The organism is Streptomyces sp. NPDC049915, from assembly GCF_040656475.1.
Taxonomy (GTDB): domain Bacteria; phylum Actinomycetota; class Actinomycetes; order Streptomycetales; family Streptomycetaceae; genus Streptomyces.
The window spans coordinates 121,359-147,248 of sequence record NZ_JBFAMH010000007.1 but is presented as its reverse complement, the minus strand read 5'-3'; the positions used below and the strand labels follow the sequence as shown (position 1 = coordinate 147,248).

Genomic DNA, 25,890 nt, shown 5'->3' with positions numbered 1-25,890 from the left:
TGACAATGAGCTTGTGGTGATGTCCCTTAGTTGCTGTTACGCCGGGTAATCCTTGGCCTTCGATCCGTGTGTGTCGTTGTTCTCCCAGTCGTACGGAAGCGCGTCGCAGCTTGCTCAAGGGGTGCGGTACCCTGGCGCCATGCGTGCCGTACGCCTTCTGCTTAGCGAGCCGCGCTGATCAGTCCCGACCGCCGGTGAGAACGGGGTCGGAATCGGCGCGGCGTCCCCTCCTGTGTGAGGGGATTTTTCGTTTCCGGATGAGGAAGCCGCTGGCAGAGACGATCGATGGAGCTTTGAGGATCATGAGCGAGACGAACCCCGCCGCCTCTTCGGAGGCGGCCGCGCCGCACCGCTACACGGCCGCGATGGCCGCCGAGATCGAGGCACGCTGGCAGGACTTCTGGGACGCGGACGGCACCTACGCCGCGGCCAACCCCAAGGGCGACCTGGCGGGAGACGCGCAGACCGCCGCCCGGCCCGAGAAGTTCATCATGGACATGTTCCCGTACCCCTCCGGTGCGGGTCTGCACGTCGGCCACCCGCTCGGCTACATCGCCACCGACGTCTTCGCCCGCTTCCAGCGGATGACCGGCCACAACGTCCTGCACACCCTGGGCTTCGACGCCTTCGGCCTGCCCGCCGAGCAGTACGCCGTGCAGACCGGCACGCACCCGCGCGTGTCCACCGAGGCCAACATGGAGAACATGAAGGCCCAGCTGCGCCGGCTGGGTCTGGGCCACGACAAGCGCCGGTCGTTCGCCACGATCGACCCGGACTACTACAAGTGGACCCAGTGGATCTTCCTGCAGATCTTCAACTCCTGGTACGACCAGGAGGCGAAGAAGGCCCGCCCGATCTCCGAGCTGGTCGCGCAGTTCGAGTCCGGTGAGCGCCCCGTCCCGGGCCACACGCGCGCGTGGAGCGAACTGAGCGCCGCCGAGAAGGCCGACGTCCTGGGCGAGTTCCGGCTGGCCTACGCCTCCGACGCGCCGGTGAACTGGTGCCCCGGCCTGGGCACTGTCCTGGCCAACGAGGAGGTCACCGCCGAGGGCCGCTCCGAGCGCGGCAACTTCCCCGTCTTCAAGGCCAAGCTGCGCCAGTGGAACATGCGCATCACCGCCTACGCCGACCGGCTGCTGGAGGACCTGGACGCGCTGGACTGGCCCGAGGCGATCAAGCTGCAGCAGCGCAACTGGATCGGCCGCTCCGAGGGCGCCCGCGTCGAGTTCCCCATCGACGGCGAGAAGATCACCGTCTTCACCACCCGCCCCGACACCCTGTTCGGCGCCACCTACATGGTGCTGGCGCCCGAGCACCCGCTGGTGGAGAAGTTCACCCCGGACGCCTGGCCCGAGGGCACCCACGACGTGTGGACGGGCGGTCACGCCACGCCCGCCGAGGCCGTCGCCGCCTACCGCGCGCAGGCCGCCGCCAAGTCCGACGTCGAGCGGCAGGCCGAGGCCAAGGACAAGACCGGCGTCTTCATCGGCGCCTACGCCACCAACCCGGTCAACGGCGAGCAGGTCCCCGTCTTCATCGCCGACTACGTCCTGATGGGCTACGGCACCGGCGCCATCATGGCCGTCCCGGCACACGACAGCCGTGACTTCGCCTTCGCGCGCGCCTTCGAGCTGCCGATCCGCTGCGTCGTCGCGCCGACGGACGGCCGGGGCGAGGACACCGCCGCGTGGGACGACGCCTTCGTGTCGTACGACGCGAAGATCGTCAACTCCGCCGGTGAGGGCGTGACGCTGGACGGCCTGGGCGTCGCCGAGGCCAAGGCGCGCATCACCGAGTGGCTGCAGTCCCGCGGCATCGGCGAGGGCACCGTCAACTTCCGCCTGCGCGACTGGCTGTTCAGCCGACAGCGCTACTGGGGCGAGCCCTTCCCGATCGTCTACGACGAGGACGGCATCGCGCACGCGCTGCCCGAGTCGATGCTGCCGCTGGAGCTGCCCGAGGTCGAGGACTACAGCCCGCGCACCTTCGACCCGGACGACGCCGACACCCAGCCCGAGACGCCGCTGTCGCGCAACGAGGACTGGGTCAACGTCACCCTGGACCTGGGCGACGGGCCGAAGAAGTACCGCCGCGAGACCAACACCATGCCCAACTGGGCCGGTTCCTGCTGGTACGAGCTGCGCTACCTGGACCCGCACAACAGCGAGCGGCTGGTCGACCCGGAGATCGAGCAGTACTGGATGGGCCCGCGCGAGGGAAAGCCGCACGGCGGTGTCGACCTGTACGTCGGCGGCGCCGAGCACGCGGTGCTGCACCTGCTGTACGCGCGCTTCTGGTCGAAGGTGCTGTACGACCTGGGTCACGTCTCGTCGCGCGAGCCGTTCCACAAGCTGTTCAACCAGGGCATGATCCAGGCCTACGTCTACCGCGACAGCCGTGGCATCGCGGTGCCCGCCGCCGAGGTGGAGGAGCGCGACGGCGCCTACTACTACCAGGGCGAGAAGGTCAGCCGCCTGCTGGGCAAGATGGGCAAGTCCCTGAAGAACGCGGTGACGCCGGACGAGATCTGCGCCGAGTACGGCGCGGACACGCTGCGCCTGTACGAGATGGCGATGGGCCCGCTGGACGTCTCGCGGCCGTGGGACACGCGCGCGGTGGTCGGCCAGTTCCGTCTGCTGCAGCGGCTGTGGCGCAACATCGTCGACGAGACCACCGGTGAGGTCACCGTCGTCGACGCCGAGCCCGACGAGGAGACGCTGCGCGCCCTGCACAAGGCGATCGACGGCGTGCGCCAGGACTTCGAGGGGATGCGGTTCAACACCGCCATCGCCAAGGTCACCGAGCTGAACAACCACCTGACCAAGGCGGGCCGGCCGGTGCCGCGGAGCGTCGCCGAGGCGCTGGTGCTGCTGATCGCGCCGCTGGCCCCGCACATCGCCGAGGAGCTGTGGCGCCGGCTGGGCCACACCGGCTCCGTCGTCCACCGGGACTTCCCGGTCGCCGACCCGGCGTACGTCGTGGACGAGACCGTGACCTGCGTCGTCCAGATCAAGGGCAAGGTCAAGGCCCGCCTGGAGGTGCCGCCGGCCATCTCCGAGGAGGAGCTGGAGAAGGTGGCGCTGGCCGACGAGAAGGTCGTCGCGGCGCTGGACGGCGCCGGCATCCGCAAGGTGATCGTGCGCGCGCCGAAGCTGGTGAACATCGTCCCGGCGTGACGCACCCGGACTGGACCCCTAAGGGTTCGGCGGGGTTGTCTGCGGGCAGGTTCGGGGTTCTTCCGGAACTCCGGGCCTGCCCGGTGCGTTTACCGTGGAGGAGTGGCGCGCAGCGTGCCGCAGCGGGCTGGAGGAGGAGCGTCGTGGAAGCAGTGATCGCAGTCTTCGCCCTGCTTTTCGTGCTCTTCGTGGCCCTCGGCGCCTACGCCGCCACGAAGGCGATCGGTGCCGCCAAGCGGGGCGTGGACCGCACGATCACCCAGGCCCGCCGCACGGTCGAGGACCACACCCTGCGGGCCAAGTCCTTCGGCCGGCCGGGCCCCGCCGGTGAGATCGCCGAGCTCAGGCTGAAGCTGCGCACCTCGATGCGCGCCACGCAGGACGCGCTGCACGCAGGCGTGGCCGAGGACGAGTCGCTGAAGGAGTCCCTGGGCCTGTTCGAACGGCTCAGCGTGCACGGGCGCGAGCTGGACGACGACCTCAGGCGCCTGGAGTCCGAGCCGGACCGGGCCACCCTCGCCGAGCGGCTGCCCCGGCTGCGCGAGCGCACCGAGCGCATCGTGCACTCCGCGGACTCCCTGCGCTGGGCGGTCCGCGACCGCGCCGGCCACCTCGCCGACGACGACCTCGACGCGCTCACCGCCCAGATCGACGTGGAGACGGGCGCCCTGCGGCACTGGACGACGACCGAGCCGACGACCCCGCCGCCTGCCTCCTGGCCCGAGACCCCCGCCGCCGGCACGGATCACCGGCAGACCTGGCCCGAGACCCCCGAGGCCCGCACCTCCGAGGAGCCGGCGCGGCCCGCCATCACCCCGCCGGCCGCGCGCCCGTCCTACCCCTGGCAGAAGAGGCCGCGCCCGGAGAGCACGACCTGATTCGGTCAAGGCATTCCCAGGTGCAAGGGCCCGGACTGCCGCCCGCGCGCCACGGCAGGTAACCTCCAGCTCATGTCCCGCCATGTCGCGATCGTCACCGATTCCACGGCCTACCTGCCGCCCCGGATGAGGGAGCGGCACGGCATCACCTCGGTGCCGCTGACGGTGGTGCTCGGCGGCCGGGCCCTCGACGAGGGCACCGAGATCTCGACCCGCTCGCTCGTCCAGGCCCTGCAGAAGCGACGGTCCGTCACCACCTCGCGCCCCAGCCCCCAGCTGTTCGCCGAGACCTACCGCAAGGTCGCCGCGTCGGGCGCCACCGGCATCGTCTCCCTGCACCTGTCCGGCGAACTGTCCGGCACCTACGACGCGGCCGTCTGCGCCGCGCGTGAGGCCCCCGTGCCGGTGCGGGTCGTGGACACCGGCATGGTCGCGATGGCACTCGGTTTCTGCGCGGTCACCGCCGCCGAGACGGCGGAGAGCGGCGGCACCGTGGACGAGGCCGTCACGGCCGCTGAGAAGCGGGCCGCGGGCACGGCCGCCTACTTCTACGTCGACACCCTCGACTACCTGCGCCGGGGCGGGCGGATCGGGACCGCGCAGGCCCTGCTGGGCTCCGCGCTCGCGGTGAAGCCGCTGCTGCAACTGGAAGGCGGCCGGATCGAGCCGCTGGAGAAGGTGCGCACGGCGTCCAAGGCGATCGCGCGTCTGGAGGAGATCGTCGCCGAGCGGGCGGGCGGCGCGCCGGTCGATGTCGCCGTCCACCATCTCGCCGCCGCCGACCGGGCGTCGGCGCTCGCGGAGCGGCTGCGGGCGCGGGTGCCCGGGCTGGCCGACCTTCATGTGAGCGAAGTCGGCGCGGTCATCGGCGCGCACACGGGGCCGGGCCTGCTGGGGGTCGTGGTCTCGCCGCGGTGAACCACCCGTTTTGCCGCGGCGAATTACCCGTCTTGCCGCGGTGGATCACCCGTCTTGCCGCCGTGACTCTCACCCGTGTGAGTGGCCCGGATATCCACAACTCGGCGGCTGTCCACGGAATTCGAGCAAGATCATCGCGGATCGGCGGTCTGGCCGATGCTCGTCGCATGGCACTTCGAGAACGCACACGTCCAGCTCATGCGACCAGCGGTCCCGGCCGGGGCCCGGCCTCCGACGGCCGCCTGCGTGAACGGCGCCCGGCCGGCCGCGTCCGCCACCACAAGCGGCACGTGTCGGCGGACGAACTGCGCCGGCGTGCACAGATCCTCTTCGCCCAACACACCGGCGCCGGGCCGGAGTCGGGCGCGGCGCCACCCACGCCCGGTGTGGCGAGGGCGCCGGACGCGGACGCGGACCCGGTCCGGGCCGAGCCGCCGGCGCCGGAGCAGCGGGGTGCTCGTCGGTGGACGGGGGTCGGGCCGGCGCTGCGCGAGCGGATGCCGGTGTGGGTGCAGACCCGGTGCGGTCTGGAACGCCGCAGTGTGCTCGCGCTCGGCGTGCTGCTCCTCGTGGCGGCCGTCCTCGCGGCGCAGCACTTCTGGACGGGCCGCACCGAGACCGTGAGGGCGCCCGAAGTGGTGCGTGCGGCGGCCCCCCAGGCCGTGGAGCCGGCCACGACAGACGTCCGCGCGGACCCGCCCCGTCCCGCCGTGACCGCCGGGCCCGAGATCGTGGTCGATGTCAGCGGCAAGGTCCGCAAACCCGGCATCCACCGCCTGCCGGCCGGTTCCCGGGTCGTCGACGCGCTCCGCGCGGCCGGCGGGGTGCGACCCGGGACCGACACCCAGGGCCTCAACCGCGCCCGCTTCCTGATCGACGGGGAACAGGTGGTCGTCGGCGGGCCCCCGCCCGCCGCCGGGACCGGCGCGAGTGGCGGGGGCAGCGCGGGCAGCGGGGCCGGTGGGGGTGGTGGCTCGGCGGGAGCCATGGCCGGGGGTGCCCCCGCGGCGCCCGTCTCGCTCACCACCGCCACGGTGGACCAGCTCGACGCCCTGCCGGGGGTGGGTCCCGTCCTGGCGCAGCACATCATCGACTACCGCACCCGGCACGGCGGTTTCCGGTCGGTGGACGAACTGCGCGAGGTCAACGGCATCGGCGACCGCCGCTTCGCCGACCTGCGGGAACTGGTGCGGCCATGAGCGCCGGGCCGCGTGTTCGGCACGAGGGGCAGCGCAGGGCGGCGGAGGAAGGGTCCGCCGAGATGCGCAGGGCGGTGGAGGAGAGTCCCGCCGAGGAGCGGCGGACGGCTGAGAAAGGTGCCGCCGGGGAGCGCCGGACGGCTGACGAAGGTCCCGCCGAGACCCTCCGTAACCCGGTGCACGCCGCGTCCGGGAACCGGCTCGGGGACGCCCATCCCCGGCAGGAGGGGCCGGTGGACCTCCGGCTGGTGCCGTCGGCGCTGGCGGCATGGGCGACGGCAGCCGTGACGCTGGACGCACCGCCGTGGGTGGTCGTGGGCGTGACGGCCGCCTGCCTGGCCATCGGCGTCGCCCTGCTGGCGGTCGGGCGAGGCGGGGGCGGTGCGCCGAGCGTCCCACGGCAGCGGGGGCCGGTGCCGTGGCCCAAGGGGCGCGCGGGGATCGGTGTGCCCCTCGCCGCCGTCCTCCTGTGCGCCGCGGCCGCCGCGGCCTCCGCCGGGCTGCACGGCGCGGATCTGCGCAGAGGACCGGTGCCGGTGCTGGCCCGGCAGTACGCGGCGGTGACCGCCGACGTGGAGATCACCTCCGACGCGCGCCTCACCCGGCCCCGGGTGCGGGGCGACCATGTCACCTCGCCCTCCGTGGTGATCGAGGCGGAGGTGCGGGCGGTGGAGAAGAGCGGCGGGCGGCGGGTGGGGACTCGGGCGCCCGTACTGCTGATCGTGGACGCGGGGAGCAGGGGCGGGCCCCGCCCCGCCAACTCCCCGTGGCTGGAACTGCTGCCGAGCACCACGCTCCGGGTGAGCGGCCGGCTCGCTCCGTCCCTCCTCGGCGGGGACCGGGTCGCGGCCGTGCTGCGGGTGCGGGACCCCGGGAAACCGCGGGTGGTCGGGGAGCCGTCGGGGCCGCAGCGGCTGGCGGGGCGGTTGCGGACCGGGCTGCGCAAGGCGACCGACGGCCTGCCGGCCGACGCGCGGGCCCTGCTCCCCGGGCTGGTCGTGGGGGACACCTCACGGATCACGCCGGACCTGGACGAGGCGTTCAAGGAGACCGACCTCACCCACACCCTGGCCGTGTCCGGTGCGAACTTCACCATCCTCCTCGCGCTGCTCCTCGGCCCACCCGGCCTGGCCCAGCGGGCCGAACGCCGGGGCCTTGCGCCCCGCCTCGGACTTCCCCTGCGGGCGACGGCCCTGCTGGGCGCGGGAGTGACTCTCGCCTTCGTGGTGGTGTGCCGGCCCGACCCGAGCGTGCTGCGGGCGGCGGCCTGTGGATCCGTCGGGCTGCTCGCGCTGGCGACCGGACGCCGCAGAACGCTGATCCCGGCGCTGGCGACGGCGGTACTGCTGCTCGTCCTGTACGACCCGTGGCTCGCCCGCAGTTACGGCTTCCTGCTCTCCGTGCTGGCCACCGGTGCCTTGCTCACCATCGCGCCCCGGTGGAGTGCCGCGCTGCGGCGGCGCCGGGTGCCGCCGCGGGTGGCCGAGGCACTGGCGACCGCGGGTGCCGCCCAGGCGCTGTGCGCGCCGGTCGTGGCGGTGCTGTCCGCGCGGGTGAGCCTGGTCGGGGTGGTCTGCAACCTGCTCGCGGAGGTCGCGGTCGCACCGGCGACGGTCTTGGGTTTCGCCGCGTTGGCGACCGCCCCGATCGCGATGCCGCTGGCCAAGGCGCTTGCGTGGTGCGCGAGTTGGCCGGCCGAGTGGATCGCCGGTGTGGCGCGGACGGGAGCGGCCCTGCCCGGCGGGGGCGTGGACTGGCCGGGCAACTGGACGGGGGCGCTGCTGCTCGCGCTGGTCATCGTGCTCGCGGTGCTCGCCGGGCGGAGGCTGCTGCGTCACCCCTGGCTGTGCGGGGCGTGCGGGGTGCTCCTCCTGCTGTTCGTGGTGCAGCCGGCGCCGCTGACCCGGCTCGTCACGGGCTGGCCGCCACCGGGCTGGCGGCTGGTGATGTGCGATGTGGGGCAGGGCGACGCGACGGTGTTCGCGGCGGGCGAGGGCCGTGCGGTGGTCGTGGACGCCGGACCCGAGCCGCGCCGTGTGGACCGGTGCCTGCGCACCCTGGGCATCACCCGGATTCCGCTCGTCGTACTCACGCACTTCCACGCCGACCATGTCGCCGGGCTGCCCGGAGTGCTGCGTGGCCGGGCGGTGGGGGCGATCGAGACGACCGCTCTGGAACAGCCCGCGGACCAGGTGCGGTTCGTCAGGAGGGAGGCGTCCGCGCGGCACATTCCCCTCACCCGGGCCGCGGCGGGGGAGGAGCGACGGGTCGGCGGGCTGTCCTGGCAGGTGTTGTGGCCGCGGCCCGCTCCGGCACCGGCGGTGGACGGTCCGAACGACGCCAGCGTCACCCTGCTCGTGCGGACGGCGGGACTGCGGGTGCTGATGCTGGGCGATCTCGAACCGCCCGCGCAGCAGGCGCTGGCACGGTCGCCGGCCGCCGCGTCGCTGCGGGATGTGGACGTGCTGAAGGTGGCCCACCACGGCTCCGCGTACCAGGTTCCGGGGCTGATACGGATGGCCGCTCCGCGGCTGGCGCTGGTGTCCGTGGGTGCGGACAACCCGTACGGGCATCCCGCTCCCGTGACCGTCCACGCGCTGCGGGCGCGGGGAGCGACGGTGCTGCGGACCGACCGGGACGGGTCGCTGGCCGTGCTCGGGTCCGCGGGTCCGGGTGGCTCGGGGGCGGACGGAGGCCTGCGGGTGGCGCCAGACTGAGGGCATGGACTCCGCACCGGCCGATGCCTATCTCCGCCGACTGGGCGCCCGGCGCCCGGCCCGGCCCACCGACGACGCCCTGAGGGAACTGCACCTGCGGCATCTGCGCACCGTGCCCTTCGAGAACCTCTCGATCCACCTCGGGGAGGAGATCGTGCTGGAGGAGAAGCGGCTGGTGGACAAGGTCGTGGGGGCGAAGAGGGGAGGCTTCTGTTACGAACTCAACGGTGCTTTCGGGGCGTTGCTGGCGGCGCTCGGGTTCGAGGTGACGCTGCTCGCGGCGCGGGTGTACGGGGACGGCGAGCGGACCGGCATCCCCTACGACCATCTGGCGCTGCGGGTGCGCACGGCGGACGGCGGCGACTGGCTGGCCGACGTCGGGTTCGGGGCGCACAGTCACCTTCCGCTGCGGTTCGGCGAGCGGGGCGAGCAGCCGGATCCCGGCGGGGTGTTCCGGATCGCGGAGGCGGGGCCCGACGCGGCCGGGGTGCGTGGAGGCGCCGAGGGGCCGGGCGGGTCGGCCGACCTGGACGTGCTGCGGGACGGCCGCCCGCAGTACCGGCTGGAGGCGCGGCCCCGGGTGCTCGGTGACTTCGTGACCGGGGCCTGGTGGCACAGCACCTCCCCGCGGTCGCACTTCGTGCAGTCGCTGGTGTGCTCCCGGCTCACCGACGACGGCGGGCGCGTGACGCTCAGCGGGCGGCGGCTGACCACGACGGCGGCCGACGGAGCGCGGCGGGAGCGGGAACTGAAGGGGGATGCCGAGGTGCTGGGGGCGTATCGGGAGCTGTTCGGGATCGAGTTGGGCGTCGTGCCGGTGGTGCGGGAGGGGAAGGGTGATCGCTGAATCCGGAGGAAACCGTCGGGGGTGCATCCCGAGGAAACCGTCCGGGTGCATCCCGAAGAAACCGTCCGGGTGCATCCCGAGGGTGTCCCATCTGTATGGGGGTCCGTCGCCGCGGCCCCGCCGTCCGGCTTCCGCCCGGCTGCCGGAAAATGGGCACGTGAGTGATGTGAGACATGTGCTGGTGCTGCCCGACCGTGACGCGGCCCAGGAGGCGGCGGAGGCGCTCGGGGAGCGGTTCGGGATCGACGAGGAGCCGCGGCTCGTCCGGGACGCGCTGGCGGGGGAGGACGACGCGGAGGACGCGCAGTGGCTGGTGGTGCTGCGCGACGAGCACGAGCGGCTCGACCCCGGGGAGCTGGACGCGTTCGCGGGGGAGTGGGACGGGTGGCGGGAGGAGCCGTGAGCCGTCAGGCGGCCGGCTGATCGCCGCCGCCGTCATGGAACGGCCGTGACCCGCGTTGTCAGTGCGCCGTGCCATGCTTGTCGCGATGGCCAGGAAGACTGCGAATGACGACCCTCTCGCCCCCGTGACGCTCGCCGTGGGCCAGGAGGACCTCCTGCTCGACCGTGCCGTGCAGGAGGTGGTGGCCGCCGCCAAGGCCTCCGACGCCGACACGGACGTGCGGGACCTGAGCCCGGACCAGGTGCAGCCGGGCACGCTCGCCGAGCTGACCTCCCCCTCGCTCTTCGCCGAGCGCAAGGTCGTGGTCGTACGCAACGCGCAGGATCTGTCGGCCGACACCGTCAAGGACGTCAAGGCGTATCTGTCGGCGCCCGCCGAGGAGATCACGCTGGTGCTGCTGCACGCCGGCGGTGCCAAGGGCAAGGGGCTGCTGGACGCCGCGCGCAAGGTGGGGGCGCGGGAGGTCGCCTGCCCGAAGATGACGAAGCCGGCCGACCGGCTGGCCTTCGTGCGGCAGGAGTTCCGGGCCGTGGGGCGCTCGGCCACGCCCGAGGCGTGCCAGGCGCTCGTCGACGCGATCGGCAGCGACCTGCGGGAGCTGGCGTCCGCCGTCTCGCAGCTGGTGGCCGACGTGGAGGGGACGATCGACGAGGCCGTCGTCGGCCGGTACTACACCGGCCGGGCCGAGGCCTCCAGCTTCACCGTCGCCGACCGGGCCGTCGAGGGACGGGCGGCCGAGGCGCTGGAGGCGCTGCGGTGGTCGCTGGCCACGGGTGTCGCGCCGGTGATGATCACCAGTGCGCTGGCGCAGGGGGTGCGGGCGATCGGCAAGCTGTCCTCCGCGCGCGGCGGACGCCCCGCCGACCTGGCCCGTGAGCTGGGCATGCCGCCGTGGAAGATCGACCGGGTGCGCCAGCAGATGCGGGGCTGGACTCCGGACGGGGTGGCCGTGGCGCTGCGCGCGGTGGCCGAGGCGGACGCGGGCGTCAAGGGCGGCGGCGACGACCCCGAGTACGCCCTGGAGAAGGCCGTGGTGACCATCGCCAGAGCGGCCCGCTCCCGAGGCCGCGGCTAGCCGCGCGGGGCCGCCCCTCCGTCGGAGGGCTTCGTCAGCCACGCACGCTCCCCCCGGCGGGGGCTCCGATAGCCACGCAGGCTTCTTCCTCCTGGGCGGACGGCACGAAGAGCCGCGCAGGCCACCTCCCAGGGACCACGCGCCCAACTGCTCCCCCCGGCCGCCCGACTGCCCCTCGGGTCGGCCGCCGCTAGGCCACGCGCAACCGCGCCCGGGGCCGGGCTCCCCGTAAGACCCAGCGCCCAAAGGCGCGCACCTCCGTTCGGCGGAGGAGAATCGGCCGTATCAGCCACATCGCCTACGACGGAAAGGTGGCGATCGCCATGGCTGAACACCCGCACGCGGCGTTGGTCCGCAGGGGCTACGAGGCGTTCCAGAGCGGGGACATGGACACCCTGCGCGGCATGATGACCGGGGACTGTACGCACCACGTGCCCGGCTCCCATCCCCTCTCGGGGGACCACAAGGGGGTCGACTCGATCCTCGACGGGTACTACCGGCGCCTGTACGAGGAGACGGGCGGATCCTTCCGGGTCGAGCTGCAGGACGTGTTCGTCGACGGCCGCGGGCACGCCGTGTCGGTGCACCGCGTCACCGCGGACCGGGGGGACAAGCACCTCGAGGACGGCGGAGGCATCGTCTTCCGCATCGTCGGAGACAAGATGACGGATCTCGACGAGTGCGTCGCGGACATCGACAAGGGCAACGAGTTCTGGACGTGAGGCGCGCATGCCGAACGGCCCCGTCGCCCGCCCTGGGGAAGGGCGTGGCGGCGGGGCCGTCGGATGAAGCGGATGAGCCCGTTCCCGCGTGGCGAACGCAGGCCGCGAACAGGCTCGGGGTGCCGGACGGGAGCGGATGAGAGAGGGCCCGCTCTGAGCCCCTCCGGCGAAGTGGGCCCCTACCGGGGACCCGTCAGATCAAAAGAGGTGCTCAGCCCTGGAGGGACGTGACCTTGGAAGCCAGCGCCGACTTCTTGTTGGCGGCCTGGTTCTTGTGGATGACGCCCTTCGAGACGGCCTTGTCCAGCGCACGCGCCGCGGCGCGCTGCAGCTCGGTGGCCTTCTCGACGTCACCCGCGGCAGCGGCCTCGCGGGCCTTGCGGATCGCGGTCTTCAGGGAGGACTTGACGGCCTTGTTGCGCAGCCGGGCCTTCTCGTTGGTCTTGATCCGCTTGATCTGGGACTTGATGTTCGCCACGAATGAGCCTTTTCAGGTTCAGGCGCGGGGCCAGGAGGATTCCACAACAGAACCCCGGGTCCCGTGCCAGGTGATTTCTTGGGATGTGCCTCGCGCTGAGAGGGCAAGAGACACAGCCACCTACACTACCAGCGGCCCTTCGAGTGGCCCAAACCGGTCACCGCGCCGCACCCGTGGGACCATGGAAGCTACGTATCGATCCGACCCGAGGCATAAGGCGCCTCAAGAGACAGGACCCTGCGTGCCCGCGACCCCTTCCCATGTGCCCGAGCCGAGCCGTACCGACCCGGCTCTGATCCGCAATTTCTGCATCATCGCGCACATCGACCACGGCAAGTCCACGCTCGCCGACCGGATGCTCCAGCTGACCGGCGTCGTCGAGCAGCGGCAGATGCGTGCTCAGTACCTCGACCGGATGGACATCGAGCGCGAGCGCGGCATCACGATCAAGTCCCAGGCGGTGCGGCTGCCGTGGGCCCCCACCCACGACAAGAGCAACACGCACATCCTCAACATGATCGACACCCCGGGGCACGTCGACTTCACCTACGAGGTCTCGCGGTCGCTCGCCGCCTGCGAGGGGACCATCCTCCTCGTCGACGCCGCCCAGGGCATCGAGGCGCAGACCCTCGCCAACCTCTACCTGGCGATGGAGAACGACCTCACGATCATCCCGGTGCTGAACAAGATCGATCTGCCGGCCGCGCAGCCCGAGAAGTTCGCCGAGGAGCTCGCGAACCTCGTCGGCTGCGAGCCGGGCGATGTGCTGAAGGTCTCCGCCAAGACCGGTCTCGGTGTGGAGACGCTGCTGGACAAGGTCGTCGCCGAGATCCCCGCCCCGGTCGGCGTCAAGGACGCCCCCGCGCGCGCCATGATCTTCGACTCGGTCTACGACTCCTACCGCGGTGTCGTGACGTACGTCCGTGTCATCGACGGGCAGCTCAGCAAGCGCGAGCGCATCAAGATGATGTCGACGGGCGCCACCCACGAGCTGCTGGAGATCGGCACCAACTCGCCCGAGATGCTCCCGGCCGACGGCCTCGGCGTCGGCGAGGTCGGCTACCTGATCACCGGTGTGAAGGACGTCCGCCAGTCCAAGGTCGGTGACACCGTCACGAGCCAGTCCAAGGGTGCCACCGAGGCGCTCGGCGGTTACAAGGACCCCAAGCCGATGGTCTTCTCGGGTCTGTATCCGCTGGACGGCTCGGACTACCCCGAGCTGCGCGAGGCGCTGGACAAGCTGCAGCTCAACGACGCCGCCCTGGTCTACGAGCCGGAGACCTCCGCCGCGCTCGGCTTCGGCTTCCGCGTCGGCTTCCTCGGCCTGCTGCACCTGGACGTGATCCGCGAGCGCCTGGAGCGCGAGTTCGGCCTCGACCTGATCGCCACCGCCCCCAACGTGGTCTACCGCGTGGTCATGGAGGACGGCAGCGAGTACACGGTCACCAACCCGAGCGAGTTCCCCGAGGGCAAGATCAGCGAGGTGTACGAGCCGGTCGTGCGGGCCACCATCCTCGCGCCCACCGAGTTCATCGGCTCGATCATGGAGCTGTGCCAGACCCGGCGCGGCACCCTGCTCGGCATGGACTACCTCTCCGAGGACCGCGTCGAGATCCGCTACACGCTGCCGCTCGCCGAGATCGTCTTCGACTTCTTCGACCAGCTGAAGTCCAAGACCCGCGGCTACGCCTCCCTCGACTACGAGCCCACCGGCGAGCAGACCAGCTCCCTGGTCAAGGTCGACATCCTGCTGCACGGCGACAAGGTGGACGCCTTCTCGGCGATCACCCACAGGGACCAGGCGTACGCGTACGGTGTGCGGCTCGTCGCCAAGCTCAAGGAGCTGATCCCGCGGCAGGCCTTCGAGGTGCCGGTGCAGGCCGCCATCGGCTCGAGGGTGATCGCCCGCGAGACCATCCGCGCCATCCGCAAGGACGTCCTCGCCAAGTGCTACGGCGGTGACATCTCCCGTAAGCGGAAGCTGCTGGAGAAGCAGAAGGAAGGCAAGAAGCGGATGAAGATGGTCGGTTCTGTGGAGGTTCCGCAGGAGGCCTTCATCGCCGTCCTGTCCAGCGATGACAGCGGGGCATCGGCCAAGGGCAAGAAGTAACCGGCGGTAGCGCCTCGCCACCCCGGCAAATTCGGTCACACAGGGGTCCGTCGTACGAAAGTGCGCCGGGCCCCTGGGGGTTCTCCTGGGCCATCCCCTGGGGAAACGACCGGGCGTCAGCTCTTACGCAGGCGGCGGTCGGGCTCTACTCTGTCCCTGCCCGATAGTTACTCGCGAGTTAAACAACGTCTCGTGGGTAGGAACCAGCCGCACTGTCGCGCCAGCCGCACTGTCGCGGGCCCCGGAGGATGTCGTGAGCGACGCAACTACCCTGATCGAGAACCGTCCGCCGTCCGTGGCGGGCCTCTTCCTGGAGCGCGTGGCGGCCACGCCGGACGCCGAGGCCTACCGCTATCCGGTACCCGCCGCCTCCGGTGAGGGCCCGGACGCCTGGAAGTCCCTCAGCTGGTCACAGGCGGCCGAGCGGGTCCACGCGATCGCGGCCGGGCTGATCGAGCTGGGTGTCCAGCCGGAGCAGCGCGTCGCGCTCGCCTCCTCCACGCGCCTGGAGTGGATCCTCGCCGACCTCGGCATCATGTGCGCGGGTGCGGCCACCACCACGATCTACCCGCAGACCAACGCCGAGGAGTCGGCGTTCATCCTCTCCGACTCCGAGAGCAAGATCCTCATCGCGGAGAACGCCGCCCAGCTCGCCAAGGCGGTCGAGCGGCGTGCCGAGCTGCCCGACCTCACCCATGTCGTGGTGATCGACCCGGCCGGCGTCGAGAGCGGTGACTGGGTGCTCACCCTCGCCGAACTGGAGCAGCGCGGCGCCGCCCGTCTCGCGCAGGAGCCCGAGCTGGTCAAGGAGCGGGTCGGCAAGATCACCCGCGACCAGCTCGCCACCCTCATCTACACCTCCGGCACCACCGGCCGCCCCAAGGGCGTGCGCCTGCCGCACGACAACTGGTCGTACATGGCCAAGGCGATCGCCGCGACCGGGCTGGTCGGAGCGGACGACGTGCAGTACCTGTGGCTGCCCTTGGCGCACGTCTTCGGCAAGGTGCTCACCTCCGGCCAGATCGAGGTCGGCCACGTCACCGCCGTCGACGGCCGCGTGGACAAGATCATCGACAATCTGCCGGTCGTGCAGCCGACGTACATGGCCGCCGTACCGCGCATCTTCGAGAAGGTCTACAACGGGGTCGCCGCCAAGGCGAAGGCCGGCGGCGCCGCCAAGTACAAGATCTTCCAGTGGGCCTCCGAGGTCGCCCGCGAGTACGCCAAGGTCTCCCAGGACAATTTCCGGCGCACCGGCAACCGCACCGTGCCCTTCGGCCTCGGCGCCAGGCACAAGGTCGCCGACACGCTCGTCTACAGCAAGATCCGTGAGGCGTTCGGCGGCCGGCTGCGCGCCTGTGTCTCCGGCTCCGCCGCGCTCGCCCCCGAGATCGGCTACTTCTTCGCCGGCGCCGGCATCCACATCCTGGAGGGCTACGGCCTCACCGAGTCCTCCGCGGCCTCCTTCGTCAACCCCGGCGAGGCCTACCGCACCGGCACCGTCGGCAAGCCGCTGCCCGGCACCGAGGTCCGGATCGCCGACGACGGCGAGATCCTGCTGCGCGGCCCCGGCATCATGCAGGGCTACCACAAGCTGCCCGACAAGACCGCCGAGGTGCTGGAGAGCGACGGCTGGTTCCACACCGGCGACATCGGCGAGCTGTCGCCCGACGGCTATCTGCGCATCACCGACCGCAAGAAGGACCTGATCAAGACATCCGGCGGCAAGTACATCGCGCCGGCCGAGGCCGAGGGCCAGTTCAAGGCGATCTGCCCCTACGTCTCCAACATCCTCGTCCACGGCGCCGACCGGAACTTCTGCACCGCCCTCATCGCCCTCGACGAGCCGGCCATCCTCGACTGGGCGAAGGACAACGGCCTTCCGGGCAAGGCGTACGCCGAGGTGGTCGCCGCGCCGCAGACCGTCGAGCTGATCGACGGCTACGTCAAGCAGCTCAACGAGGGCCTCCAGCGCTGGCAGACCATCAAGAAGTTCCGCCTCCTGCCCCGCGACCTCGACGTCGAGCACGGCGAGATCACCCCGAGCCTGAAGCTGAAGCGGCCGGTCGTGGAACGCGAGTACAAGCACCTGCTGGACGAGATGTACGCCGGGACGCGCGAGGCGTAGACCGGTGACGCCGGGGACATGTTTGGCATAGTCCAGCGGCGGACGCCTTGTGAACGCGGGATGCCCGGATCCGGACTCTTTCTGTCCGGATCCGGGCATGCGCGCGCCCTGGTTCACACGCATCGCGACCCAGTTCGGTAACTCCACGCTTATGCGCCGGTCCGGTCTGTCACCCTGTCGCCATCGACCGACAGATATCCAGCCGGACCGTTCGGGGAGTTGTCGATGGGGGTCGTACCGACGCAGCGCGAGACCGAGGTCCTGACCGGTGCCGCGCCCGCGCACACCGACAGCCGCGCGCGGGCGCACGCCCTCCTGCCCGGCAGCGAACTCGCGCCCGGCACCGCCCGCGGCATGGTCCGCGCGGCGCTGGCCGAGTGGACCGGCCTCGCCCTGCCCGGCGCCGACCGGCTCACCGAGCGGCTCGCGCAGGACGCCGCCCTCCTCGTCAGCGAGCTCGTCACCAACGCCGTCGTGCACGCGGGCACCGACGTCGAACTGCACTGCCGGCTGGAGCCGGCCGGTGCCGTCGTCGTCGAGGTGACCGACCGGCACCCCGCCCGCGCCCCGCGCGACACCGCGGCCGACGACGGGACACCGGAGCCGGAGTACGGGCGCGGACTGCACCTGGTCGCCGCGCTCGCCGAGTCCTGGGGCGTCACCTACCGCCGTACCGCCAAGACGGTGTGGGCCCGGCTCACCCCGGAGTCCGAGGACCGCGCCCACCCCGACGACCGCCCGCACCGCGGCGACTCCGGCGACCACGCCCTCGGCGACGCCCTCCGGCTCGCCGGGGTCCTCGCCCCCGACCCGCGCGGCGCCGACAGCGACCGGGACTGGCTCGGCCGCGGCGCCCTGTCCTTCCTCGCCGAGGCCTCCGACCTGCTCGCCGGACAGCTCGACGAGGACCTCGTCGCCTCCCTCACCGGCCAGCTCGTCGTGCCCCGCCTCGCCGACTGGTGCGCGGTGTGGCTGGAGGACGAGGTCACCGGGCGCGGCTGGGCCGACGGCGGCGGACCCGGCGTACGGCCGGCCCGGGTGTGGCACAGCAGCGAGCACCTCGTCGAGGAGCTGTGCCAGGCCCTGGAGAAGGAACCGCCCCGCCCGCCCGGCCCCGCCTCCCCCGGTCCGCTGCCCTACCCCTGGCCGGGGGCCGCGCTCGGCCCGCACGGCGCCGCCCTCGCCTACCGTCTCGTCGCCGGCGGCCGCCCGCTCGGCACCCTCGTCATCGGCCGCACCGGACTGCTGCGCTTCCCCGACGAGGTCACCGGACTCGTCGAGGACCTCAGCCGCCGTGTCGCGCTCGCCATCGGCGCCGCCCGCCAGTACGCCCGGCAGGCCACCATCAGCGCCGTCCTCCAGCGCGGCCTGCTGCCCGGCGCCGTCGCCGAGATCCCCGGAGTGCGCACCGCGCTCGTCTACGAGCCCTGCGACAAGGGCGGCCCCAGCGGCGACTTCTACGACGTCTTCCCGGCCGGGCACGGCCGCTGGTGCTTCGCCGTCGGCGACGTCCAGGGCAAGGGCCCCGAGGCCGCCGTCGTGATCGGACTGGCCCGGCCCTGGCTGCGGCTGCTGGCCCGCGAGGGCTACGGCGTCGCCGACGTCCTCGACCGCCTCAACCAGCTCCTCCTCGACGACGCCACCGAGGCCGCCGACGCCGCCGCCCGCGCCTTCGCCGGTCCCGTCGCCCCCGGGGACGGCCCGCAGACCCGTTTCCTGTCCCTGCTCTACGGCGAGCTGCTGCCGTACGAGGGCGGCGTCCGCTGCACCCTGGCCTCCGCGGGGCACCCGCTGCCGCTGGTCCTCGGCCCCGGCGGCGACGTCCGTACCGCCGCGCGCCCGCAGACCCTGCTCGGCGTCGTCGAGGACGAGACGTACACCAGCGAGACGATCGAGCTGCGGCCCGGCGACACCCTGCTGTGCGTCACCGACGGGGTGACCGAGCGGCGCAACGGCCCCGACCAGTTCGACGACGGCGACGGGCTGGCCCGCGCGCTCGCCGGCTGCACCGGCCTCGACGCGGACCTCGTCGCCGAGCGGATCAGCCGGCTGGTGCACGAGTTCGGCGGGCAGCCGCCGGAGGACGACCTGGCACTGCTGGTCCTCCAGGCGGAGTAACCTTCCGCCGTCCTGGACAATGGGAGACATGCCTTCCGCACTCCCCGACGGCGAGCCCGTCCCCGACGACGGCGCGCTGCCCGCGTCCGCGCTCGCCGGCGCCGCCGAGCGGCCCCTCGGGTTCTATCTGCATGTGCCCTACTGCGCGACCCGCTGCGGCTACTGCGACTTCAACACCTACACGGCGACCGAGCTGCGCGGCACGGGCGGAGTGCTGGCCTCCCGCGACAACTACGCCGACACCCTCACCGACGAGATCCGCCTCGCCCGCAAGGTGCTCGGCGACGACCCGCGCCCCGTGCGCACGGTGTTCGTCGGCGGCGGTACGCCCACCCTGCTGGCCGCCGGCGACCTGGTGCGGATGCTGGCGGCGATCCGTGACGAGTTCGGCCTCGCGCCGGACGCGGAGATCACGACGGAGGCGAACCCCGAGTCCGTCGACCCGGCCTATCTCGCCACCCTCCGTGAGGGCGGCTTCAACCGGATCTCCTTCGGCATGCAGAGCGCCCGGCAGCACGTGCTGAAGATCCTCGACCGCACCCACACCCCCGGCCGCCCGGAGGCGTGCGTGGCCGAGGCGCGCGCGGCGGGCTTCGAGCACGTCAACCTCGACCTGATCTACGGCACGCCCGGGGAGTCCGACGACGACTGGCGGGCCTCGCTGGACGCCGCGATCGGCGCCGGTCCCGACCACGTCAGCGCGTACGCGCTCATCGTCGAGGAGGGCACGCAGCTCGCCCGGCGCATCCGGCGCGGCGAGGTCCCGATGACCGACGACGACGTGCACGCCGACCGCTACCTCATCGCCGAGGAGACCCTCTCCGCGGCGGGCTTCGACTGGTACGAGGTGTCCAACTGGGCCACCTCCGAGGCGGGCCGCTGCCTGCACAACGAGCTGTACTGGCGCGGCGCCGACTGGTGGGGCGCGGGCCCGGGCGCCCACAGCCACGTCGGCGGGGTGCGCTGGTGGAACGTCAAGCACCCGGGCGCCTACGCGGCGGCGCTGGCCGCGGGCCGCTCCCCGGGCGCCGGGCGCGAGATCCTGAGCGAGGAGGACCTGCGCGTCGAGCGCATCCTGCTGGAGCTGCGACTGCGCGAGGGCGTACCGCTGGACCTGCTGAAGACCGACGGCCGCCGGGCCGCCGACCGCGCCCTGTCCGACGGACTGCTCCAGGCACAGCCGTACGCCGAGGGCCACGCGGTGCTGACCCTGCGCGGGCGCCTGCTGGCGGACGCGGTGGTGCGGGACCTGGTGGACTGACCTGCACGAGTCTGGCGGACTGACCTAACCGGGTTCGCTGACGAAATCGATCAGCTGCTCCACTTTGCCGAGCAGCTCCGGCTCCAGGTCCTTGTACGACCGCACCCGGCCGAGGATCGCCTGCCAGGCCGCGCCCGTGTTCTCCGGCCAGCCCAGGGCCCGGCACACGCCGGTCTTCCAGTCCTGGCCGCGCGGGATCACCGGCCACGCCTGGATGCCCAGCGCCGACGGCTTCACCGCCTGCCAGATGTCCACGTAGGGGTGGCCCACCACCAGCGCGTGCTCACTGGTCACCGCCTCGGTGATCCGCCATTCCTTCGTGCCCGGCACCAGATGGTCCACCAGGACGCCGAGACGCGCGTCCGCATCCGGGGCGAAGGACTCCACGATCGCCGGCAGGTCGTCGACGCCCTCCAGGTACTCCACGACGACGCCTTCGATGCGCAGGTCGTCACCCCAGACCTTCTCCACCAGCTCCGCGTCGTGCCGTCCCTCGACGTAGATCCGGCCGGCGCGGGCCACTCGCGCGCGGGCGCCGGGCACGGCGACCGAACCGGAAGCGGTACGACCGGGCCGCACCGGAGCCGCCGGGGCGGGCCTGACCAGCGTCACCACCCGGCCCTCCAGCAGGAAACCGCGCGGCTGGAGCGGGAACACCCGGTGCTTGCCGAAGCGGTCCTCCAGGGTGACCGTGCCTGCCTCGCAGCGGATCACCGCGCCGCAGAAGCCGCTGCCGGGCTCCTCCACCACCAGGCCCGGCTCGGCCGGGACCTCGGGGGCGGCCTGGGGCTTCTTCTTCCAGGGCGGGGTCAGGTCGGGGGAGTACTGCCGCATTCGGATGACGATAGGAGAACTCCGGGCCCGCAGGGGCGCGGATCAGCGCGACACGCCGAAGCGGGCCACCAGCACGTCCCGCTGCGCCCGCACGAACGCCGCGTCCACCACCGCTCCGTGACCGGGCACGTACAGCGCGTCCTCGCCGCCGAGCGACAGCAGCCGGTCCAGCGCGTCCGGCCAGTGCGACGGTACGGCGTCGGGGCCCGCCTGCGGCTCGCCGGACTCCTCGACGAGGTCACCGCAGAACACCACCTCCCGCTCGCCCGGGACCAGGACGGCGAGATCGTGGGCGGTGTGCCCGGGACCCACGTTGGCGAGCAGCACCTGGCGGCCGTCGCCGAGGTCGAGGGTCCACTCGCCGCTGACGTGGTGCCGGGCCGGTGCGAGGGCCGCCGCGGCCTTCTGGGCGTCCCGCGCGTCCAGGCCGTTGGTCACCGCGTCCGCGCGCAGCTCCTCGCGGCCGCGCGGGGTGAGCACCGACTCGATCCCGACGGCACCGAAGACCTCCGCGCCCTCGAACGCCGCCGCACCGAAGACGTGGTCGAAGTGGGGATGGGTGAGCGCGAGATGGGTCACACCGTGACCGGCGAGCCGCTCGGCCTGAGTGCGCAGCCGGGCCCCTTCCGCGAGGCTGGATCCGGCGTCGACCATGAGCGCCGTGCCGGCGCCGACGACCAGCCCCGCCGTGCAGTCCCAGCCCGGCAGCCGGCACCGTCCGACCCCTGCCGCCAGCCGTTCCCACCCCAGCTCTTCCCAAGTCACCGTCATACCCGCGACGCTAGCCCCAACCGGCCGTGCAGTATGACCAGCCTTGCCGGGGGCGTACCCCACCGCCGTACACTGGCCCGGGGACGTCTGGCACTCGGACGCGCAGAGTGCCAGGGAGATGTCAGGGAAGATGCCGAGGGAAGACTTCTGGAGGTGTGCGCGATGCTGAGTGAGCGAAGGCTTCAGGTGCTGCGCGCCATCGTCCAGGACTACGTCGGCACCGAGGAGCCGGTCGGCTCGAAGGCACTGACGGAGCGGCACAACCTGGGCGTCTCCCCGGCGACGGTCCGCAACGACATGGCGGCCCTGGAGGACGAGGGCTACATCGCGCAGCCGCACACCAGCGCGGGGCGCATCCCCACCGACAAGGGCTACCGGCTGTTCGTCGACAAGCTGGCCGGTGTGAAGCCGATGACCGGACCGGAGCGGCGCGCGATCCAGAACTTCCTCGAGGGCGCCGTCGATCTCGACGACGTGGTGGCCCGTACGGTGCGGCTGCTGGCGCAGCTCACCCGGCAGGTCGCCGTCGTGCAGTACCCGTCGCTGACCCGCTCGACCGTGCGGCACGTGGAACTGCTGTCGCTCGCGCCCGCGCGGGTGATGCTGGTGCTGATCACCGACACCGGCCGGGTCGAGCAGCGCATGGTGGACTGCCCGGCACCGTTCGGCGAGGCCTCGCTGGCGGACCTCAGGGCCCGGCTGAACAGCCGGGTCGCGGGCCGCCGTTTCACGGATGTGCCGAAGCTGGTGGAGGATCTGCCGGAGGCCTTCGAAATGGAGGACCGCGGCACGGTCTCGATGGTGCTGTCCACGCTGCTGGAGACGCTCGTCGAGGAGAACGAGGAACGGCTGATGATCGGCGGCACCGCCAATCTGACGCGGTTCTCGCACGACTTCCCCCTCACGATCCGGCCGGTGCTGGAGGCGCTGGAGGAGCAGGTCGTCCTCCTGAAGCTGCTCGGCGAGGCGAAGGATCCGGGCGTGACCGTCCGTATCGGTCATGAGAACGCCCACGTAGGACTCAACTCCACGTCCGTCGTGTCGGTCGGCTACGGTTCGGGCGGCGAGGCTGTCGCCAAGCTCGGCGTGGTCGGACCGACCCGCATGGACTACCCGGGAACGATGGGAGCGGTACGCGCAGTGGCACGGTACGTCGGACAGATCCTGGCGGAGTCGTAGGTGGCCACGGACTACTACGCCGTACTCGGCGTGCGCCGCGACGCGTCGCAGGATGAGATCAAGAAGGCGTTCAGGCGGCTCGCTCGCGAGCTGCACCCGGACGTCAACCCCGATCCGAAGACGCAGGAGCGGTTCAAGGAGATCAACGCCGCCTACGAGGTGCTGTCGGACCCGCAGAAGAAGCAGGTCTACGACCTCGGCGGCGACCCGCTCTCGCAGGCCGGTGGCGCCGGCGCGGGCGGCTTCGGCGCGGGCGGCTTCGGGAACTTCTCGGACATCATGGACGCGTTCTTCGGTACGGCGTCGCAGCGCGGGCCGCGCTCGCGCACCCGCCGGGGCCAGGACGCGATGATCCGGGTCGAGGTCGAGCTGGACGAGGCGGCCTTCGGCACGACCAAGGACATCCAGGTCGAGACCGCGATCGTGTGTTCCACCTGCTCGGGTGAGGGCGCCGCGCCGGGCACCTCCGCGCAGACGTGTGACATGTGCCGCGGCCGCGGTGAGGTCTCGCAGGTCACCCGGTCCTTCCTGGGCCAGGTCATGACCTCGCGGCCGTGTCCGCAGTGCCAGGGCTTCGGCACGATCGTGCCGAACCCGTGCCCGGAGTGCGCCGGTGACGGCCGGGTGCGCTCGCGGCGGACGCTGACGGTGAAGATCCCGGCCGGTGTCGACAACGGCACCCGCATCCAGCTCGCCGGCGAGGGCGAGGTCGGGCCCGGCGGCGGTCCCGCCGGTGACCTCTACGTCGAGATCCACGAGCTGCCGCACCAGACCTTCCAGCGGCGCGGCGACGATCTGCACTGCACGGTGACGATCCCGATGACGGCAGCGGCGCTCGGCACGAAGGTGCCGCTGGAGACGCTGGACGGCATGGAGGAGGTCGACATCCGGCCCGGCACCCAGTCCGGCCAGTCGATCCCGCTGCACGACCGCGGTGTCACGCATCTGCGGGGCGGCGGCCGCGGCGATCTGATCGTGCACGTCGAGGTCCAGACGCCGACCAAGCTCGACCCCGAGCAGGAGCGCCTGCTGCGCGAGCTGGCCAAGCTCCGCGGCGAGGAACGGCCCACGGGCCAGTTCCAGCCCGGGCAGCAGGGGCTGTTCTCGCGGTTGAAGGACGCGTTCAACGGGCGGTGACCGACTGCGGTGGCCGGGTGGTTCTCCGCCCGGCCACCGGCCCGTTCCTGTGGCCTATGCCAAGAGGACGGGTGGGTTCGGACTTGTTCGGGGGACGTGACACCATGCCGTCATGTCCTCCCTGACCGATCTCTTCCCCCATCCGATCGTGCAGGCTCCCATGGCGGGCGGCGTCTCCGTCCCGCCGCTCGCCGCCGCCGTCTGCGAGGCGGGCGGGCTGGGCTTCCTCGCCGCCGGGTACAAGACCGCCGACGGGATGTACCAGGAGATCAAGCAGTTGCGGAGCCTGACGAACCGCTCCTTCGGGGTCAACGTCTTCATGCCGCAGCCGCAGTACGCCGAATCCGGTGCCGTCGACGTCTACGCGCACCAGCTGGCCGGGGAGGCCACCTGGTACGAGACCGAGCTGGGCGACCCCGACAGCGGGCGGGACGACGGCTACGAGGCGAAGCTCGCCGTGCTGCGGGACGACCCGGTGCCGGTGGTCTCCTTCCACTTCGGCGTGCCGAGCCGTGACGTCGTCGACTCCCTCCACCGGGTCGGCACCTTCGTGATGGTCACCGCCACGACCGCGGACGAGGCGGTCGCCGTGCAGCACTCCGGCGCCGACGCGGTGATCGCACAGGGTGTGGAGGCCGGCGGCCATCAGGGCACGCACCGGGACGTACCGGAGAACGACGGCTCGGGGATCGGACTGCTGGCGTTGCTGGCGCAGGTGCGGGAGGCCGTGTCGATCCCGGTGGTCGCCGCGGGCGGACTGATGCGGGGCAGCCAGATCGCCGCGGCGCTCGCGGCGGGGGCGAGCGCCGCCCAGCTCGGCACGGCGTTCCTCGCGACGGAGGAGTCCGGGGCGCACGCCGTGCACAAGGACGCGTTGACCAACCCGCTGTTCGTGCGGACCGAGCTGACCCGGGCGTTCTCCGGCAGACCGGCGCGCGGGCTGGTCAACCGGTTCCTGCGCGAACACGGCCCGTACGCACCGGCCGCCTACCCGGAGATCCACCATCTGACCGCGCCGCTGCGCAAGGCCGCCGCGAAGGCGGGCGACGCGCAGGGCATGGCGCTCTGGGCGGGACAGGGGCACCGGCTGGCCCGGGCCCTGCCGGCCGGGCGGCTGGTGGAGCTGCTGGTCGGCGAAGTCCGGGCGGCGCGGACAGCGTTGTCGGCCGGGAGCCACGGGGGTGAGGTGCGATGACGGCGCCCGTCTTCGTCGTCGAGTCGTTCGGGACGGACCGGGGCCGGTTCGTCCTCGACGGGCCCGAGGGGCGGCACGCCGTCTCGGTCAAGCGGCTGCAGGTGGGCGAGGAGGTCGTCCTCACGGACGGCGCCGGGCGGTACGCGCTGTGCACGGTGACCGGGGCGGAGGGCAAGGACCGGCTGATCGTCGACGTCCCGTCGGTCGAGGAGGAGCCCGCGCCGGCGCCGCGGATCACCGTGGTGCAGGCCCTGCCCAAGGGCGACCGGGGCGAGCTGGCCGTGGAGACCATGACCGAGGTCGGGGTGGACGCGATCGTGCCGTGGCAGGCGGCGCGGTGCATCACGCAGTGGAAGGGCGAGCGGGGGCTGAAGGCGCTCGGCAAGTGGCGCAACACCGCACGGGAGGCGGGCAAGCAGTCCCGGCGGGTGCGGTTCCCGGAGGTCGCGGACACGGCGACGACCAAGCAGGTCGCGGCACTTTTGGCCACGGCGGACTTCGCCGGGGTCCTGCACTCCGACTTCGACGTCGACAGTGAGCCGCTGGCGACGGCCGAGCTGCCCGCATCCGGGGAGATCGTGCTGGTCGTCGGCCCCGAAGGGGGCGTGGCCGGGGACGAGTTGGCGCTGTTCGGTCAGGCGGGTGCCACGCCGTACGTCCTGGGGCCTACGGTGTTGCGTACGTCGACCGCCGGGACGGCGGCCGCGGCGCTGCTGCTCGGCCGTACCGGGCGGTGGTCCTGAC

20 protein-coding genes are annotated in these 25,890 nt (G+C 72.4%); 17 read left to right on the top strand and 3 right to left on the bottom strand.

All coding sequences use genetic code 11. From position 1 onward, the window contains the following. Window positions 1–302: 302 nt before the first annotated feature. The 9 genes from leuS to AB0J12_RS14940 all read left to right on the top strand — a co-directional run bounded on the left by leuS (window position 303) and on the right by AB0J12_RS14940 (window position 11,935). Window positions 303–3,176 carry a leucine--tRNA ligase gene (gene leuS, locus AB0J12_RS14980; RefSeq protein WP_363264708.1) on the top strand — a complete coding sequence of 958 codons (2,874 nt, stop codon included), beginning with the start codon at window positions 303–305 and terminating at the stop codon, window positions 3,174–3,176. A 143-nt stretch (window positions 3,177–3,319) separates the two neighbouring features. Continuing rightward, window positions 3,320–4,054, top strand: coding sequence for a hypothetical protein (locus AB0J12_RS14975; protein WP_363264707.1), 735 nt, complete (start codon window positions 3,320–3,322; stop codon window positions 4,052–4,054). Window positions 4,055–4,126: 72 nt separating this feature from the next. Then, complete coding sequence (locus AB0J12_RS14970; RefSeq protein ID WP_363264706.1) at window positions 4,127–4,972, top strand: DegV family protein; 846 nt, start codon at window positions 4,127–4,129, stop codon at window positions 4,970–4,972. A gap of 167 nt (window positions 4,973–5,139) precedes the next feature. Further along, window positions 5,140–6,171, top strand: a complete 1,032-nt coding sequence (locus tag AB0J12_RS14965; protein ID WP_363264705.1) for a ComEA family DNA-binding protein — start codon at window positions 5,140–5,142, stop codon at window positions 6,169–6,171. 176 nt (window positions 6,172–6,347) lie between these two features. Further along, window positions 6,348–8,888 carry a ComEC/Rec2 family competence protein gene (locus AB0J12_RS14960; protein WP_363264875.1) on the top strand — a complete coding sequence of 847 codons (2,541 nt, stop codon included), beginning with the start codon at window positions 6,348–6,350 and terminating at the stop codon, window positions 8,886–8,888. A gap of 4 nt (window positions 8,889–8,892) precedes the next feature. Further along, window positions 8,893–9,735 (top strand): arylamine N-acetyltransferase, encoded by an 843-nt coding sequence (locus AB0J12_RS14955; protein WP_363264704.1) that lies wholly within the window; start codon window positions 8,893–8,895, stop codon window positions 9,733–9,735. Window positions 9,736–9,892: 157 nt separating this feature from the next. Further along, a complete protein-coding gene (locus AB0J12_RS14950) occupies window positions 9,893–10,138 on the top strand; it encodes a hypothetical protein (RefSeq protein WP_363264703.1) in 246 nt (81 codons plus the stop codon). A gap of 85 nt (window positions 10,139–10,223) precedes the next feature. Then, window positions 10,224–11,213 (top strand): DNA polymerase III subunit delta, encoded by a 990-nt coding sequence (gene holA / locus AB0J12_RS14945; RefSeq protein WP_363264702.1) that lies wholly within the window; start codon window positions 10,224–10,226, stop codon window positions 11,211–11,213. 323 nt (window positions 11,214–11,536) lie between these two features. After that, a complete protein-coding gene (locus tag AB0J12_RS14940) occupies window positions 11,537–11,935 on the top strand; it encodes a nuclear transport factor 2 family protein (RefSeq protein WP_363264701.1) in 399 nt (132 codons plus the stop codon). 211 nt (window positions 11,936–12,146) lie between these two features. Here the strand turns inward: AB0J12_RS14940 and rpsT are convergent, their stop codons facing one another. Beyond that, the gene (gene rpsT, locus AB0J12_RS14935; protein WP_225100940.1) at window positions 12,147–12,413 is read right to left on the bottom strand and encodes a 30S ribosomal protein S20; all 267 of its coding nucleotides are present in this window, start codon (window positions 12,411–12,413) and stop codon (window positions 12,147–12,149) included. A 241-nt stretch (window positions 12,414–12,654) separates the two neighbouring features. Here rpsT and lepA point away from each other — a divergent pair, with 241 nt between their 5' ends. The 4 genes from lepA to hemW all read left to right on the top strand — a co-directional run bounded on the left by lepA (window position 12,655) and on the right by hemW (window position 20,030). Further along, complete coding sequence (lepA, locus tag AB0J12_RS14930; protein WP_363264700.1) at window positions 12,655–14,523, top strand: translation elongation factor 4; 1,869 nt, start codon at window positions 12,655–12,657, stop codon at window positions 14,521–14,523. A gap of 253 nt (window positions 14,524–14,776) precedes the next feature. Further along, complete coding sequence (locus tag AB0J12_RS14925; protein WP_363264699.1) at window positions 14,777–16,651, top strand: AMP-dependent synthetase/ligase; 1,875 nt, start codon at window positions 14,777–14,779, stop codon at window positions 16,649–16,651. 225 nt (window positions 16,652–16,876) lie between these two features. Then, window positions 16,877–18,769: a SpoIIE family protein phosphatase gene (locus AB0J12_RS14920; protein ID WP_363264698.1), complete on the top strand. Its 1,893-nt coding sequence runs from the start codon at window positions 16,877–16,879 to the stop codon at window positions 18,767–18,769. A 28-nt stretch (window positions 18,770–18,797) separates the two neighbouring features. Beyond that, window positions 18,798–20,030, top strand: coding sequence for a radical SAM family heme chaperone HemW (hemW, locus tag AB0J12_RS14915; RefSeq protein WP_363264697.1), 1,233 nt, complete (start codon window positions 18,798–18,800; stop codon window positions 20,028–20,030). Window positions 20,031–20,054: 24 nt separating this feature from the next. On the opposite strand, the gene AB0J12_RS14910 is transcribed toward hemW, so the two are convergent. After that, window positions 20,055–20,864 (bottom strand): DUF3097 domain-containing protein, encoded by an 810-nt coding sequence (locus AB0J12_RS14910; RefSeq protein ID WP_363264696.1) that lies wholly within the window; start codon window positions 20,862–20,864, stop codon window positions 20,055–20,057. A 42-nt stretch (window positions 20,865–20,906) separates the two neighbouring features. Then, window positions 20,907–21,635, bottom strand: coding sequence for an MBL fold metallo-hydrolase (locus AB0J12_RS14905; RefSeq protein WP_363264695.1), 729 nt, complete (start codon window positions 21,633–21,635; stop codon window positions 20,907–20,909). A 162-nt stretch (window positions 21,636–21,797) separates the two neighbouring features. Between AB0J12_RS14905 and hrcA the strand changes: the two genes are divergently transcribed. From hrcA to AB0J12_RS14885, 4 genes are all read left to right on the top strand, one after another. After that, the gene (gene hrcA, locus AB0J12_RS14900) at window positions 21,798–22,814 is read left to right on the top strand and encodes a heat-inducible transcriptional repressor HrcA (protein ID WP_363264694.1); all 1,017 of its coding nucleotides are present in this window, start codon (window positions 21,798–21,800) and stop codon (window positions 22,812–22,814) included. Continuing rightward, entirely contained in the window at window positions 22,815–23,951 is a 1,137-nt protein-coding gene (gene dnaJ, locus AB0J12_RS14895; RefSeq protein ID WP_363264693.1) for a molecular chaperone DnaJ, read from the top strand. 112 nt (window positions 23,952–24,063) lie between these two features. Further along, window positions 24,064–25,146 carry a nitronate monooxygenase gene (locus AB0J12_RS14890; RefSeq protein WP_363264692.1) on the top strand — a complete coding sequence of 361 codons (1,083 nt, stop codon included), beginning with the start codon at window positions 24,064–24,066 and terminating at the stop codon, window positions 25,144–25,146. Then, on the top strand, window positions 25,143–25,889 hold the full coding sequence (locus AB0J12_RS14885; protein ID WP_363264691.1) for a 16S rRNA (uracil(1498)-N(3))-methyltransferase: 747 nt from the start codon (window positions 25,143–25,145) through the stop codon (window positions 25,887–25,889). The genes AB0J12_RS14890 and AB0J12_RS14885 overlap by 4 nt, the downstream gene beginning before the upstream one ends. The last annotated feature ends 1 nt before the right edge of the window (window position 25,890 follow it).